The organism is Demequina lignilytica, assembly GCF_030418375.1.
Classification (GTDB): Bacteria; Actinomycetota; Actinomycetes; order Actinomycetales; family Demequinaceae; genus Demequina; species Demequina lignilytica.
Genome location: NZ_JAUHPZ010000001.1, coordinates 351,872 through 366,165, shown reverse-complemented (window position 1 = coordinate 366,165; position 14,294 = coordinate 351,872). Strand labels below are relative to the sequence as shown.

13 protein-coding genes are annotated in these 14,294 nt (G+C 72.0%); 4 read left to right on the top strand and 9 right to left on the bottom strand.

Annotated features, from left to right (window positions below; genetic code table 11):
* Window positions 1–24: 24 nt before the first annotated feature.
* From QQX13_RS01690 to glnA, 3 genes are all read right to left on the bottom strand, one after another.
* Complete coding sequence (locus tag QQX13_RS01690) at window positions 25–399, bottom strand: hypothetical protein (RefSeq protein ID WP_301152243.1); 375 nt, start codon at window positions 397–399, stop codon at window positions 25–27.
* An 88-nt stretch (window positions 400–487) separates the two neighbouring features.
* Window positions 488–1,240, bottom strand: coding sequence for an FkbM family methyltransferase (locus QQX13_RS01685; RefSeq protein WP_301152241.1), 753 nt, complete (start codon window positions 1,238–1,240; stop codon window positions 488–490).
* Window positions 1,241–1,406: 166 nt separating this feature from the next.
* Complete coding sequence (gene glnA / locus QQX13_RS01680; RefSeq protein ID WP_301144432.1) at window positions 1,407–2,840, bottom strand: type I glutamate--ammonia ligase; 1,434 nt, start codon at window positions 2,838–2,840, stop codon at window positions 1,407–1,409.
* A 165-nt stretch (window positions 2,841–3,005) separates the two neighbouring features.
* Here glnA and QQX13_RS01675 point away from each other — a divergent pair, with 165 nt between their 5' ends.
* Together QQX13_RS01675 and QQX13_RS01670 are read left to right on the top strand one after the other, a co-directional pair.
* On the top strand, window positions 3,006–3,434 hold the full coding sequence (locus QQX13_RS01675) for an RDD family protein (RefSeq protein ID WP_301144431.1): 429 nt from the start codon (window positions 3,006–3,008) through the stop codon (window positions 3,432–3,434).
* The gene (locus QQX13_RS01670; protein WP_301144430.1) at window positions 3,431–4,084 is read left to right on the top strand and encodes an HAD-IA family hydrolase; all 654 of its coding nucleotides are present in this window, start codon (window positions 3,431–3,433) and stop codon (window positions 4,082–4,084) included. The genes QQX13_RS01675 and QQX13_RS01670 overlap by 4 nt, the downstream gene beginning before the upstream one ends.
* 81 nt (window positions 4,085–4,165) lie before the next feature.
* On the opposite strand, the gene QQX13_RS01665 is transcribed toward QQX13_RS01670, so the two are convergent.
* From QQX13_RS01665 to lipB, 3 genes are read right to left on the bottom strand one after another with little or no spacing between them, the layout of a single operon-like run.
* Window positions 4,166–4,867 carry a DUF4191 domain-containing protein gene (locus QQX13_RS01665; RefSeq protein ID WP_301144429.1) on the bottom strand — a complete coding sequence of 234 codons (702 nt, stop codon included), beginning with the start codon at window positions 4,865–4,867 and terminating at the stop codon, window positions 4,166–4,168.
* A 48-nt stretch (window positions 4,868–4,915) separates the two neighbouring features.
* Window positions 4,916–5,935: a lipoyl synthase gene (gene lipA, locus QQX13_RS01660; protein WP_301144428.1), complete on the bottom strand. Its 1,020-nt coding sequence runs from the start codon at window positions 5,933–5,935 to the stop codon at window positions 4,916–4,918.
* Window positions 5,932–6,624 (bottom strand): lipoyl(octanoyl) transferase LipB, encoded by a 693-nt coding sequence (lipB, locus tag QQX13_RS01655; protein WP_301144427.1) that lies wholly within the window; start codon window positions 6,622–6,624, stop codon window positions 5,932–5,934. Before lipB ends, lipA begins: the two co-directional genes overlap by 4 nt.
* 72 nt (window positions 6,625–6,696) lie before the next feature.
* Between lipB and QQX13_RS01650 the strand changes: the two genes are divergently transcribed.
* Window positions 6,697–8,883 (top strand): MMPL family transporter, encoded by a 2,187-nt coding sequence (locus QQX13_RS01650; RefSeq protein ID WP_436968541.1) that lies wholly within the window; start codon window positions 6,697–6,699, stop codon window positions 8,881–8,883.
* 67 nt (window positions 8,884–8,950) lie between these two features.
* On the top strand, window positions 8,951–10,180 hold the full coding sequence (locus QQX13_RS01645; protein ID WP_301144424.1) for a serine/threonine-protein kinase: 1,230 nt from the start codon (window positions 8,951–8,953) through the stop codon (window positions 10,178–10,180).
* Here the strand turns inward: QQX13_RS01645 and QQX13_RS01640 are convergent.
* Genes QQX13_RS01640 through lpdA form a run of 3 tightly spaced genes read right to left on the bottom strand, consistent with a single transcriptional unit; the run spans window position 10,164 to window position 14,255 of the window.
* The gene (locus QQX13_RS01640; RefSeq protein ID WP_301152238.1) at window positions 10,164–11,051 is read right to left on the bottom strand and encodes a TIGR01777 family oxidoreductase; all 888 of its coding nucleotides are present in this window, start codon (window positions 11,049–11,051) and stop codon (window positions 10,164–10,166) included. The two genes, QQX13_RS01645 and QQX13_RS01640, sit on opposite strands and share 17 nt — an antisense overlap.
* Window positions 11,052–11,068: 17 nt before the next feature.
* Window positions 11,069–12,844: a 2-oxoglutarate dehydrogenase, E2 component, dihydrolipoamide succinyltransferase gene (gene sucB / locus QQX13_RS01635; protein ID WP_301152237.1), complete on the bottom strand. Its 1,776-nt coding sequence runs from the start codon at window positions 12,842–12,844 to the stop codon at window positions 11,069–11,071.
* A 25-nt stretch (window positions 12,845–12,869) separates the two neighbouring features.
* Window positions 12,870–14,255: a dihydrolipoyl dehydrogenase gene (lpdA, locus tag QQX13_RS01630; RefSeq protein WP_436968540.1), complete on the bottom strand. Its 1,386-nt coding sequence runs from the start codon at window positions 14,253–14,255 to the stop codon at window positions 12,870–12,872.
* Between the last annotated feature and the right edge of the window lie 39 nt (window positions 14,256–14,294).

Here is a 14,294-nt window from a genome sequence, read left to right as displayed (position 1 = left end):
GCGCGTGCGCGCCGCGCGCGGGAGCTACTCGGAGCCGAAGTCCTGCAGCTCGCCCTCGCAGCGCTCCTCGACCTGGTCCACCAGACGGCCGACGGCGGACGTGACCTCGTCCTCGGTGAGCGCCGTCGCCTCCGCGATGCCCGCCTCGATGTCCTCGACCACCGACCGGACCACGCCGACGTCGTCGGCCAGGTCCTCGGGACCGGAGCGGTCGAGCGCATCGACCAGGTTGCGCGCGGCCTCGGCGTTCGCGCTGTCGACAGCGGCCGCCAGCCGCACCACGTCGGAGCACCAGCGGATGTCGTCGATCTGGCCGCGGAACTCCTGGATCTGGCTGCACCCGGTGAGCGCGAGCGCGATCGCGACGGGCAGGGACAGCAGCGCGGACCGGGCGTTCATGCCTCACCTCCGAAGCGGGCGGCTCCTGTCATCGTAGGCGAGTCGCGCCGCGCTGTCCCGGGATGGCCGGGCGCTCCCGGCCGCGCGATCAGGGAGTGAACAGGTAGTTGCGGCGCTCGTCCGTGACGCGCGCCGCCGGGCGCCACCCCCGCCGCGTCCACCCGTGCATCGTGTAGCCCTGGTCGAGGAGGAAGCCCGTCACCTGCGCCACGGAGATCCCGTACTTGTCGAGGTGACGCTCCTCGATCTCGAGCTGGACGATCGGCCGGTGCCGGGCGATGGTGCGCGCTCCTCCGGTCAGCACGTGGAGCTCCCCGCCCTCGACATCGGCCTTGATCATGTCGAGCCGGGTGAGCCCGTGGAGGGCGGCCAGGTCGTCCAGGGTCGACACCTCGACGGGATAGCGGCGCTCGCCGCCGAAGTCCGCGGCATTGGGTCCCGCGCCGGTGGCGTGCCTGGTCACGAAGGCCCGGCCGGAGACCGCGCGGCCGCGGCGCACCGGCACGCTCAGCTCCGAGCGGCCCGGAGCCGAGCCGATGGCGCACGCGTGGCGCACCACGCGGTCGTCGGCGCGGTAGAGCCGCACCACGGCGTCGAGCACGCGACGCGAGGACGGCTGAGGCTCGACCGCATGCACGGTGCCGCCCGTGCCGACGGCGGTGATCATCGCGGCGGTGTACAGGCCGTACCCGGCGCCGACGTCGACGCAGACGCCGCCGGGCGGCACGAGCTCGGCGATCGCGCTCACCTCGTCCTCGAGGAACCAGGCGCTGCGCGCGAGCACGCCGAGCAGGGTGCGGGGCGCCGGACGGTCCCCGCGCGCCGTGCTCCTCGCCGTCACGCTCATGCTCCCCGCGTCCCCCTCCGGTGGCAGGCAACTGACCCAAGGATTCCCGACCGGCGTGCACGGTGCAAGCGCTCGGACGGGTGCCGCGGCCGGCCTGCGACGCCGAAGGCCCGCCCCGCGGATGCGGGACGGGCCTTCGGGTGAACGCTACGCGGGCTGCTCAGCAGTCGTAGTAGAGCTCGAACTCGTGCGGGTGCGGACGGAAGCGCAGCGGGTCGATCTCCTGCGTGCGCTTGAGGTCGATCCACATCTCGATGAGGTCCTCGGTGAACACGCCGCCCTCGGTGAGGAACGCGTGGTCGGCCTCGAGCGAGTCGAGCACCTTCGGGAGCGAGTCCGGCACCTGCGGGATGAGGGCGTGCTCCTCCGGGGGAAGCTCGTAGAGGTCCTTGTCGACCGGGGCCGGCGGCTCGATGCGGTTCTTGATGCCGTCGATGCCGGCCATCAGGAGCGCCGCGAACGCGAGGTAGGGGTTCGACGACGGGTCGGGCGCGCGGAACTCGATGCGCTTGGCCTTCGGGTTCGAGCCGGTGATCGGGATGCGGACCGCGGCGGAGCGGTTGCGAGCCGAGTACACCAGGTTGACCGGGGCCTCGTAGCCCGGCACGAGGCGGTGGTACGAGTTCACGGTCGGGTTGGTGAAGGCGAGCAGCGAGGGCGCGTGCTTCAGGATGCCGCCGATGTACCAGCGGGCGATGTCCGACAGGCCACCGTAGCCGGCCTCGTCGTAGAACAGCGGCTCGCCGTTCTTCCAGATCGACTGGTGCACGTGCATGCCCGAGCCGTTGTCGCCGAACAGCGGCTTCGGCATGAAGGTGACGGTCTTGCCGTGCTTCCAGGCCACGTTCTTGATGACGTACTTGAACTTCTGGATGTCGTCACCGGCGTGGAGCAGGGTGTTGAACCGGTAGTTGATCTCCTGCTGACCGGCGGTGCCCACCTCGTGGTGCGCGCGCTCGAGGTGCAGGCCGACCTCCTCGAGGACCTTGCACATCTCGTCGCGGAGGTCCGCGAACTGGTCGCCGGGGGAGACGGGGAAGTAGCCGCCCTTGTAGCGCGTCTTGTAGCCGCGGTTCGGGGTGCCGTCCTCCTCGTACTCGGTGCCGGTGTTCCACCAGGCCTCGGACGAGTCGATGTGGTAGTAGCCCTCGTGCTGGTTCGTGTCGAACCGCACCGAGTCGAAGATGAAGAACTCGGCCTCGGGCGCGAAGAACGCGGTGTCGCCGATGCCGGTGGAGTTCAGGTACTCGACGGCCTTCGCCGCGATGTTGCGGGGGTCGCGCGAGTAGGGCTCGTTCGTGAACGGGTCCACGATCGAGAAGTTGATGACCAGGGTCTTGGCCTTGCGGAACGGGTCGATGAACGCGGTGGCGACATCCGGCAGCAGCTTCATGTCGGACTCGTTGATCGCCTGGAAGCCGCGGATCGACGAACCGTCGAACATCGCGCCCTCGGTGAACACGTCCTCGGTGAACTGCGACGCGGGGATGTTGAAGTGCTGCATCTGACCGGGGAGGTCGCAGAAGCGGATGTCGACGAACTCGACACCCTCGTTCTTCACATACTCGATCGCCTCATTGGCGTCTTTGAACATCCGGTACTCCTAGATGAGGTGGAAGGCCTTCTCTGGCATGACCACCCTAGGGCCGTACTGTTGCCTCCGGATACAGGCGATGTTTCAGAACTGTTACATGTGGCCCCGAAACCGGCCATCGCCCGCACGGATCGGCCCCGCGGCGACCGCGGCTAGGCTGACGCCGTGACTCCCGACGAGACGGCCGCGACCCCCGTCGCGCCCACCATGAGACGGCTGCTCGGCATCGGCATCGACTGGATCCTCAGCCTGCTCGTATCGAGCGCGTTCTTCGCCGACCCGGCCCTCGATCCCGGCGTCGCCACGCTGCCCGAGCGGGTGCTGCTCGCCGGAGCGCCGTTCGCGACTCTCGGCGTCTGGGCGGCGCAGCATCTGCTGCTGGTCGCGACCCTGGGCACCACCATCGGGCATCGCGTCATGGGGCTCCGGGTGATCCGGGAGGACGGTGCGTCGTTCGTGGGCCCCGTCAAGGCGCTCATCCGCACGGCGCTCCTCGCGCTCGTCATCCCCGCCGTCGTGTGGGGACCGGACGGGCGAGGGCTGCACGACCGCCTGGCCGGCACCCGCATCGTCCGTACGGGAGCCGCCGCATGACGGTGCTCGACGTCGCCGGCGTCCTGCTCGACATGGACGGCACGCTCGTGGACTCCACCGGCATGGTGGACCAGGTGTGGGGCGACTTCGCGCGCGAGGTGGGCCTCGACCCGGCGGTGGTGCTCGCGCACGTCCACGGCGTCCCGGCCCGGGCCACGCTGCGGCGGTTCCTGGGGGACGACGCGGACATCGAGCCCTGGTTCGCGCGCATCAGCGCCTGGGAGAACGAGCGCTTCGACGCCGAGGTCGAGGTGCCGGGCGCCGTCGCGGCGGTGCGGGCGATCCCTCCGGCGCGGTGGGCCGTCGTGACCTCCGCCGTCCGGACGGCAGCCCTGCGACGCATGGAACGGCTCGGCTTCCCCGAGGTGACCCGCATGGTCGCGGCCGAGGACGTCGAGCGCGGCAAGCCCGACCCGGAGCCCTACCGCAGGGGCGCCGGGCTGCTCGGCACCACCGCGGGGGAGTGCGTCGTGTTCGAGGACGCCGATGCGGGGGTGCGGTCCGCGCTCGAGGCCGGGGCGACGGTGGTGGTCGTCGGAGGGCTGTCGACGCCCGCCACGGAGGGTCTGCCGCGCGTCGCCGACATGCGCGAGGTCTCCTTCGGGGCGGGGCCGCTCGGGGTGCGCGTCACGCTCGGCGCGCCACGCTGAGCGCCCCGCAGAAGTCGCCCACGACGAGGAAACCGCCCGTGAGCTCCCCCTCGGGGGCTCACGGGCGGGTCGTCGTCGGGCTCAGCGGCCGCGCATGCCCTTGCGGTCCGGGCGCGCGCGGACCGGGTCGATGCCCTTCGGCAGCGGGGGCTTGCTGCCACCGATCGCCTTGAGGCGCGCCTTCACGGTCGCCTGCGCGTTCTTGTTGAGCGCCTTCGGGGTCTTGCGGATGGTGCGCTGCAGCTTCGCGAGCGACACCTCGCCCTCGCCCGAGCCCACGTAGTAGGAGGTGACGGGGACGCCGGGGACCAGCTTCTCGATGCGCTTGGTCGTGGTCTGCACCGTCTTGCGCGCGGCGTTGCCGCCCTCGGCCAGCAGCACGATCCCGCCCTTGCCGACGCCCTGGAACACGATCGCCTGGCTGCGGGGATCCATGTTGACCGGCTCGTCCTGGAACTCCCAGCCGGAGCGGATGGCCTGAGCGACCGCGAGGGCCGCGCCGGGCTGGCCCGCCATGCGGGCGTAGGCGTTGCTCTCGAAGCGGCGCGTGAGGAAGTACATCGCGCCCAGCAGCGCGGTGAGCACGCCGAAGATCGAGGTGTAGATGATCGCGGCGGTGCCGCCGATGATCAGACCGATCACCACGAAGACGGCGATGCCGCCCACGATGATGCCGATGATGCCGGGCAGCAGCCACTTGTCGTGCGGCGCCGTGACCTTGTAGGCCTGGGCGACCAGCGAGTACCAGCGCTGCTTCTTCTGAGGCGAGGTGTCCTTAGCCATGATGCGGGACAGTCTAGTGCGTGACGTGCGGGAGCCGGACCCTCCGGGTCAGCCGGCGAGCGTCGGATTCGCCCGCAGCAGCGCGGAGGCCTCCTGGCGGGACTCCGTCTCCTCGCCGAGGTGCGCGAGCGGCGCCGGGATCTCCCGACCCTTGCGCCGCATCGCCTGGCCCCACAGCCGGCCGGCACGGTACGACGAGCGCACCAGCGGGCCGGACATGACGCCCAGGAAGCCGATCTCGGTCGCGATGTCGGACAGGTCGACGAACTCCTGCGGCTTGACCCAGCGGTCCACGGGGTGGTGGCGGGGGCTCGGGCGCAGGTACTGGGTGATGGTGATGAGGTCGCACCCGGCGGCGTGGAGGTCACGCAGCGCCTCGACGGCCTCGTCGAACGTCTCGCCCATGCCGAGGATGAGGTTCGACTTGGTGACCAGGCCGTCCTCCTGCGCCGCCGTCAGCACGGACAGGGAGCGCTCGTAGCGGAAGCCCGGGCGGATGCGCTTGAACACCCGCGGCACGGTCTCGAGGTTGTGCGCGAGCACCTCGGGGCGCGAGGAGAAGACCTCGGCCAGCTGGTCGGGCTCGGCGTTGAAGTCGGGGATCAGCAGCTCGACGCCCACGCCGGGGTTGAGCGCGTGGATCTGCCGCACCGTCTCGGCGTAGAGCCAGGCGCCGCCATCGGCCAGGTCGTCGCGCGCGACGCCGGTGACGGTGGAGTACTTGAGGCCCATCTGCTGGACGGACTCGGCGACGCGGCGCGGCTCGTCCGCGTCGAAGTCCGCGGGCTTGCCGGTGTCGATCTGGCAGAAGTCGCAGCGCCGCGTGCACTGGTCCCCGCCGATGAGGAAGGTCGCCTCGCGATCCTCCCAGCACTCGAAGATGTTGGGGCAGCCCGCCTCCTCGCACACGGTGTGCAGGCCGCCGGACTTCACCAGACCCTTGAGGTCCTTGTACTCGGGGCCCATGGTCGCCTTGGTGCGGATCCACTCGGGCTTGCGCTCGATCGGAACGGCGGCGTTCCGGGCCTCGACGCGCAGCATCTTGCGGCCCTCGGGTGCGATGGTCACACGGTCTCCTTCGTGGGGAGCGGGGAGTCGGCGGGGGTGCTCGCCTGCGCCCACCTTACGTCGGCGAGGGCGGCTTCGAGGAATCCGAGCAGCGGCTCGCGCGCCTCGTCCAGCGTCACCTCGCGGCCCAGCTCGGCGCTCAGGGAGGTCACGTCGGCGTCGGAGATGCCGCACGGGACGATGCGGTCGTACCAGGCCAGGTCGGTGGTGCAGTTGAGCGCGAAGCCGTGCATGGTGACGCCCTTGGCGACGCGCACGCCGATCGCGCAGATCTTCCGCTCGCGGCGGCCGTCCGCCGCCGGGAGCCACACGCCCGAGCGGTCCTCGACGCGCATCGTCTCGATCCCGAAGTGTGCGCAGGTGTCCATGACCGCCTGCTCGAGCGTCCGCACGTAGCGCACCACGTCCACGGGCTCCGCGAGGCGCACGATCGGATAGCCGACCAGCTGGCCTGGGCCGTGGAACGTGATGCGACCGCCGCGGTCCACGTCGACGACCGGGGTGCCGTCGACGGGCCTGTCCCACGCGGCGGTCCGCTTGCCCGCGGTGTAGACGGGCTCGTGCTCCACGAGCAGCACGGTGTCCGGCTCCTCGCCGGCCACCACCTGGGCATGGATCCGGCGCTGAAGATCCCACGCCTCCTGGTACGGGATCAGGCGCGTGCCGAGGTCGAGGGGGACGATCCGCATCACAGAAGGGTAACTTCTCTGCGCGCGCGGGAATATCCCTCCGCGCGCGCGGTTGAGCCGTTCACTATGAACGTGCTGAAGCGTCCCTGGCTCCGTCCCATCGCCGTCGTCCTGACCATCGTCGCCTGGCTCGCCATCGGCGGAGCCGGCGGACAGACCTTCGGAGTGCTGTCGGAGGTGCAGGAGAACGACTCCGCCGCGTTCCTGCCCTCGAGCGCCGAGTCGACGGAGGCGGCGGCCGCGCACGCGGAGTTCGCACCCACGGAGTCCGTCCCCGCGCTCCTGGTGGTCGAGGGCGGTCCCGAGGACCTCGCGACCGTCCAGGCCTTCCTCGACTCCGCCCTGGCGGTCCCGCTCGAGGGCGACCCCGACGGTCGCACCGTCGGCGACGTCACCCTGACCGGCCCGCAGGGCCAGGGTCCGACCGCGGTGCCGTCGGAGGACGGCGAGGCCATCCTCGCCTCGCTCGCGGTCGACGCCGAGGTGTTCGACGAGGCGTCGGGCGAGGAGACCATCGGACAGCTGTACGTGGACACCCTGCGCGCGGCCTGGGAGGAGGCCGACACAGGCCTCACCGGCTACGTCACCGGTCCGGCGGGGCTGGTGGCCGACCTGGTGGAGGCCTTCGGCGGGATCGACGGCATCCTGCTCCTGGTCGCGCTCGGCGTGGTCCTCATCATCCTGCTCATCGTCTACCGGAGCCCCGTGCTGCCGTTCCTGGTGCTCGCGACGTCGATGCTCGCGCTCACGGGCGCCATCATCGCGGTCTACGCGATGGCGTCGGCCGACGTGATCACGCTCAACGGCCAGAGCCAGGGCATCATGTTCATCCTGGTGGTGGGCGCCACCACCGACTACGCGCTGCTGCTGGTGGCGCGCTACCGCGAGGAGCTGCTGCGCGTGCGCTCGCCGTACGCCGCCCTGGGCCGCGCCTGGAGGCGCTCGCTCGAGCCCATCGCGGCCTCGGCCGGCACGGTGGTCCTGGGCCTGCTCGTGCTGCTGCTGAGCGACCTCAAGTCGAACGCCGCGCTCGGTCCGGCGGGCGCGATCGGCATCGCCGCATCGTTCCTCGCCGCGCTCACGCTGCTGCCTGCGCTGCTGCTGATTGGAGGCAAGCATGCGAGGGGCGTGTTCTGGCCGGCGATGCCGCGCTACCGCGGCGATGACAACCACGAGGCGGAGGAGACCATCGAGGCCGTCGAGGCGCGCGCCGGGGTCTGGGGCCGCGTGTCGCGGTTCGTCGACGCCCGCCCGCGCGTCGTGTGGGCGTCCGCCGCGCTGGGTCTGGTGGTGCTCGCCGCGTTCGTGCCGACCTTCAAGTCCGGCGGGCTGGGCGAGCGCGACATCTTCACCGCGGAGACCGAGTCGGTCTCGGGCTTCGAGTTCCTCGAGCAGCACTTCGACGCCGGCGCGACGTCGCCGATCCGGGTGATCACCCCGGAGGACTCGGCGGAGGACGTGCTGTCCGCCGTCGCCGCCGTCGACGGCGTCAGCGCGGCGTACCTGCTCACCCCGGCCGTGGCGGCGGGCGCCCCCGCGGGCGCCGTCCCTGAGGACCCGATCGTCATCGACGGCCGTGTCGAGGTGAACGCGGTCACCCAGGTGTCCGCGTCGTCGGCGGAGGCCCTCGAGATCGTCGCCGACGTCCGCGAGGCGGCGCACGCCGTCGACGCGGACGCGCTGGTCGGCGGCCAGGCCGCGGAGTCGCTCGACACCCGGCTCACCAGTGAGCGGGACCTGGTGATCATCCTGCCCACGATCCTCGTGGTGATCCTGGTCGTGCTCATGCTGCTGCTGCGCTCGATCCTGGCGCCCGTGCTGATCATCCTCGCGAACGTGCTGAGCTTCGCCGCGACCATGGGCCTGTCCGCGATCGTGTTCAACCACGTGCTCGGGTTCCCCGGCACGGACCCGTCGGTGCCGCTGCTGGGCTTCGTGTTCCTGGTCGCGCTCGGCGTCGACTACTCGATCTTCCTCATGTCGAGGGCGCGCGAGGAGTCGTTGGAGCACGGTGCGCGTCAGGGGATCCGCAGGGCCCTTGCGGTGACGGGAGGCGTCATCACCTCCGCGGGCATCGTGCTGGCCGCGACCTTCGCCGCGCTCGGGGTGATCCCGCTGATCTTCCTTGCGCAGATCGCGTTCATCGTGGCCGCGGGCGTGCTCATCGACACGTTCGTGGTGCGCTCGCTCCTGGTGCCCGGGCTCATCGGCGACATCGGCCGGCGCGCGTGGTGGCCGGCCCGCCGCATCGGGGACTGACGCCGGGCGGGCGTTCGCCCCTGTGGAGAACACCCGCCCCGCGTGCGGCCGGTGGCACCGTGAGGGGGTGACCAGCCCTCGACCGCTCTCCCTGCGTCGCGTCGTGCGCGACGTGGGGGAGGGCGACGCCGTCGAGCGCGCCGCCCGCGCACGGATGGCGGCGTTGGCGGCGGTGGACCACCCCGGCCTGGTGCCGCCCCTCGACGTGCGGCGCGACGGGTCCACCGTGCAGGTCTGCACCCCGCGGGTGTCCGCGCCCGACCTGGGCACCGCGCGCGGAACCGGCCCGCACGCGGGCATCACGTCGCTCGAGCAGTGGGTGTGGCTGATGTCGGGCCTCGCCGACGCCCTCGCCGCGCTGCACCGCCACGGCCTGGCTCACGGCGACGTCTCTCCGGGCAACGTGCTCGTGGCCGAGCGTCCGCTGCTGATCGACCTCATCGGACCCGCGCTCGGTCGCGAGCACGGGACGCCCGGCTTCGCCGCGCCCGAGGCGGCGGGCGGACCCAGCCCTGCCGGAGACGTCTACGCGCTCGGGAGGCTGGGCCGCCACATGGCGGCTCCCACGATCGCCGTCCAGGCGGATGCCTGGACGGCACCCCTGCTGGCCGAGGATCCGGCCGCGCGCCCACCCGCCGAGTCGATCGCTGCCGGTTTGACGAGCTGCGCCGAGACCGCCCGGTGGCGGCCCGAGGCAGTCGACGTCGCGCCGTCGCTCCGGTCCGCCGCCTCGACTGCGGCGACCGCGCGTGATCCCCGCGCGTGGGCATGGCGGCTGCGGCGACGCGTCCCGCTCGTCGCGGGGACGGTGGTCCTCGCGCTCACGGCTGGCTTCCTGTGGAGCGCCCTCCCGCCGTCGGTGCCGGAGGGCGCGGCGGGCGCCACGACGGTCCTGGTGGAGGCCGCGGCGCAGCCGCCGGTCGGGGTGGAGCCCACCGACGCCGCCCGCGAGCTGACGCGGGCACGTTTCGCCGCGCTCGAGTCGGGCGATGGCGATGCGCTGGCCGGGCTGGCGGTCCCGGGGTCGGCCGCGTGGGCGCAGCTCGAGCATCAGGCCGCGCTGCTGGCCGACGGTGCCGCGGTGGAGGGGCTCGGCGACCCGGAGATCGAGGCCTCGACGGTGATGGTCGACGGTGAGGCGGCGACGGTCGAGGTGACCACGCGTATCGGTGCGCACACGTGGGTCACCGCGGAGGGTGAGAGGCGCGAGATCGAGGCGGCGGTCGAGACCGCGGTGCTCGAGCTCGTGTGGTCGGGGGAGCGGTGGCGCGTGAGCGACGTCAGCGCCGCGCCATGACCCAGCGCGCGGCGTCCTCGATCGTGGGGTGGTGCCACTCGAAGCCGAGCCTGGTCAGCACGCCGGGCTGGGCGTGCTGAGAGGACAGCAGATCCTCGACGGCGGGTCCGATGGCGGCCTCGAGCACGAACGCGGGGACGCTGAATCCGGGGCGCCTGCCCGCCGCCTCGCTGAGGGCGCGGATCAACGCCGCGTCACGGGCCGCCGCCGGCGCGATCGCGTTGACCGCGCCCGCATGCTCGCTGTCGATGAGGAAGCGCAGGGCGCGGATGTGGTCCTCGAGCGTGATCCACGAGTGCCACGCGTCGCCGGGCCCCAGCGACCTCAGCAGACCGCGGGTCACCAGCGGAAGCAGCCGCTCCGCGAACCCCCCGTGCGGGGCGAGCACCAGCCCTGTCCGCACGGTCACCGTGCGGATCCCCGCGTCGCGGACCGGCTGGGCCGCCGCCTCCCAGTCCTGGACGATGCTCGCAAGCAGCGTCGACCCGGGCCCGGAGCGCTCGCTCAGGACCTCGTCGCCCCGGTCGCCGTAGTAGCCCATCGCGGAGCCCTGGATCAGCACGCCCTCGAAGCCGCGGGTGAGCGCGGACGCGAGCGTCGCGGTCGACTCCACGCGCGAGGAGCGCACCACCGCCGCGTACGCGTCGGTGAGGCGCTTGTCGCCGATCGAGGCGCCCGCGAGGTTGACCACCGCGTCGGCGGAGAGCAGCAGGTCGGCGTCGACGGTGCCGGCGCGGGGATCCCACTGCGACTCGTGATCGTCGCGCGCCGGACGCCGCACGAGGGCGACCACGTCGTGGCCGCCCTCGTGAAGCGAGTGCGTGAGCGCCGTTCCGATGAGCCCCGAGGAGCCCGCGATGACGACGCGCATCTTCTGGTGTCTCGTATCTACAGGCCGAGCTCGGACTCGAACTCTCCGGCCTCGATGATCCGCTTCACGGTCTGCAGGAAGCGGGCCGCGTCCGCACCGTCGACGATCCGGTGGTCGTAGCTGAGCGGGAGATAGCACATCGGGCGGACCGAGATGACGTCCTCGCCGTCCGGGCCCTTGACCACGACGGGCTTCTTCACGATCGCGCAGGTCGCGAGGATGCCCACCTGGGGGGCGGGGACGATCGGGGTGTCGAACAGCGTGCCGCCCGAGCCGGTGTTGGTCACCGAGAACGTGCCGCCCGAGATCTCGTCCGAGCTGAGGCCGCCGCTGCGGGCCTTGCCGGCCAGGTCGACGATCCCCTTGGCGTGATCCGCGATGGTCTTCGAGTCGGCATCCTTCAGCGTGGGGAGCATCAGGCCCTTCTCGGTGTCGACCGCGAGGGACAGGTTCACCGTGGGGTGGTACGCGATGCTGCCGTCGACGACGGAGGCGTTGAGGAAGGCGTGCTCGGTGAGCGCGATGGCGACGGCACGGGTGAAGAACGGCAGGAACGTGAGATTCACCCCGTGCTTCTCGGAGAACGCGGCCTTGTTCTTGGCACGCAGCGCGAAGATCTTGGTGCAGTCGACCTCGACCACGGAGGTGAGCTGCGCCATGCCGTGCAGCGACTCCATCATCTTGTCGGCCGTGATCTTGCGGATGCGGGTCATCTTGACCGTCTGGCCGCGCAGCTCGGACACCGTCACCTCGTTGGCGGACGATGCGGGGGCCGGCGCGGTCTCCGCGGCGGGTGCCGCCGCGGGTGCGGCCGGGGCAGCCGCCTCGGCCGCGGCGAGCACGTCCTCCTTGCGGATGCGGCCGCCGACGCCGGTGCCGGCGAGCGAGCCGAGGTCGACCCCCTTCTCTGCCGCGAGCTTGCGGACGATCGGCGTGACGTAGCCGGAGCCGGTCGACGCCGCGGCCGGTGCGGGCGCGGCGGGAGCCGCCGGGGCTGCAGGAGCGGGGGCAGGGGGCGCAGGGGGCGCCGCCGGCGCTGCCGCGGGAGCCGGCGGAGCGGCCGGGGCGGGAGCAGGAGCGGGAGCCGGAGCCGGAGCCGGAGCCGGAGCCGGAGCCGGAGCCGGAGCCGCAGCGGGCTCGGGCGCGGCCGCGGGCGCAGGGGCGGAGCCGGGCTCGCCGATGCGTGCCAGCACGGCTCCGACCTCGGCCTCCTCGTCCTCGTCCACCAGGATCTCCGTCAGCACGCCGCCGAAGGGCGCCGGGATCTCGGTGTCGACCTTGTCGGTCGAGACCTCGAGCAACGGCTCGTCGGCCTCCACGGTGTCACCGACGGACTTCAGCCAGCGGGTGACGGTGCCCTCGGTGACGGACTCGCCGAGGGCGGGCAGCGTGACCTCACGCCCGCCACCGGCCGGCGCGGGCGCTGCCTCGGCTGCGGGCTCGGGTGCGGGCGCGGCCTCAGCAGCGGGGGCAGGAGCCGGGGCGGGAGCCTCCGCCGCGGGTGCGGGCGCCGGAGCCGCGGGCTCGGCCGGGGCGGCCTCCGCGGGCGCCTCGCCCTCGGCGCCGATGCGCGCGAGCACCGAGCCCACCTCGGCGTCCTCGTCCTCCTGGACCAGGATCTCGAGCAGCACGCCCGCGACGGGCGACGGGATCTCGGTGTCGACCTTGTCGGTCGAGACCTCGAGCAGCGGCTCGTCGACGGCGACGGTGTCGCCGACGGACTTCAGCCAGCGGGTGACGGTGCCCTCGGTGACGGACTCGCCGAGCGCGGGAAGGGTGACGTCGTTTGCCATGGGTGTGGAACTCCCTCGTTCGGATTCAGTCGTGCGCGTGGAGCGGCTTGCCGGCGAGGGCGAGGTGCGCCTCGCCCAGGGCCTCGTTCTGGGTGGGGTGGGCGTGGATCAGGGGTGCCACGTCCTCGGGGTGGGCGTCCCAGCTGACGATCAGCTGAGCCTCGCCGATCTGCTCGCCGACGCGTGCGCCGAGCATGTGGATGCCGACCACCGGTCCGTCGACCACGCGGACCAGCTTGATGAAGCCCGTGGTGCCCAGGATCTGGCTCTTGCCGTTGCCTCCCAGGTTGTACTCCAGCGACTTCACCTTGTCGGCGCCGTACTTCTCGACGGCCTGCTTCTCCGTCAGGCCCACCGAGCCGAGCTCCGGCTCGCAGTAGGTGACGCGGGGGATGTTCGACTCGACGATCGCCTGGGGCGCGAGGCCTGCGATCTCCTCGGCGACGAAGATGCCCTGCTGGAAGCCGCGATGCGCGAGCTGGAGGCCGGGGACGATGTCGCCGACCGCGTAGATGTTGCCGACGCCGGTGTGGAGGCGCTCGTTGGTGAGCACGAAGCCTCGGTCCATCGGGACCCCCTGCGCCTCGTAGCCCAGGTCCGCGGTGCGCGGGCCGCGGCCGACCGCGACGAGCAGGATGTCGGCCTCGAGCACCGTGCCGTCCTCGAGCGTGACCTTGACGCCCTGGTCCGACTGCTCGACGCCCTGGAACCGGACCCCGACCTTGAAGTCGATGCCACGCTTGCGGAACGCGCGCTCGAGCCCCTTGGACAGCGACTCGTCCTCGTTGGGGGCGAGGTGGGGGAGCGCCTCGACGATCGTCACCTTCGAGCCGAACGACGTCCACACGGAGGCGAACTCGACGCCGATGACGCCGCCGCCGAGGACGATCGCGGTCTGGGGCACCCACTCCATCTGGAGCGCCTGGTCCGACGTGATGACGCGGCCGCCGATCTCGAGGCCGGGCAGCGAGCGGGCGTAGGAGCCGGAGGCGAGGACGATGTTCGCGCCCGTGTACCGCTCGCCGTTCACCTCGACCGTGTCGGTGCCGACCAGCGTGCCGTGGCCCTCGATGACGGTGACCTTGCGCGACTTCACCAGTCCGGTGAGGCCGCGGTAGAGGCGGTCGATCACGCCCTGCTTGTAGGCGTTGACCTGCGGCATGTCGATGCCCTCGAGCGAGGAGTTGACGCCGTACTTGTGGCCCTCGCGCGCGTTGTCGGCGAGCTCCGCGGCGTGCAGCAGCGCCTTGGTCGGGATGCATCCGTTGTGGAGGCACGTACCCCCCACCTTCGACTCCTCGACCAGGCCGACCGTGAGGCCGAGCTGGGAGGCCCGCAGCGCCGCGGCGTAACCGCCGGAACCGCCACCGAGGATCAGGACATCAAACGAGCGTGGGGTGGACTCGGACACTATGAAATCTCCTTGTAGGGATGACTGTACGGCCCATCT

What these genes read in the sequence shown, in the direction of transcription:
- QQX13_RS01665 (WP_301144429.1), bottom strand. Translation starts at nt 4,867, where the DNA reads ATGGCTAAGGACACCTCGCCTCAGAAGAAGCAGCGCTGGTACTCGCTG.
- QQX13_RS01640 (WP_301152238.1), bottom strand. Translation starts at nt 11,051, where the DNA reads ATGCGCGTCGTCATCGCGGGCTCCTCGGGGCTCATCGGAACGGCGCTC.
- lipB (WP_301144427.1), bottom strand. Translation starts at nt 6,624, where the DNA reads ATGCGGATCGTCCCCCTCGACCTCGGCACGCGCCTGATCCCGTACCAG.
- sucB (WP_301152237.1), bottom strand. Translation starts at nt 12,844, where the DNA reads ATGGCAAACGACGTCACCCTTCCCGCGCTCGGCGAGTCCGTCACCGAG.
- glnA (WP_301144432.1), bottom strand. Translation starts at nt 2,840, where the DNA reads ATGTTCAAAGACGCCAATGAGGCGATCGAGTATGTGAAGAACGAGGGT.
- QQX13_RS01690 (WP_301152243.1), bottom strand. Translation starts at nt 399, where the DNA reads ATGAACGCCCGGTCCGCGCTGCTGTCCCTGCCCGTCGCGATCGCGCTC.
- QQX13_RS01670 (WP_301144430.1), top strand. Translation starts at nt 3,431, where the DNA reads ATGACGGTGCTCGACGTCGCCGGCGTCCTGCTCGACATGGACGGCACG.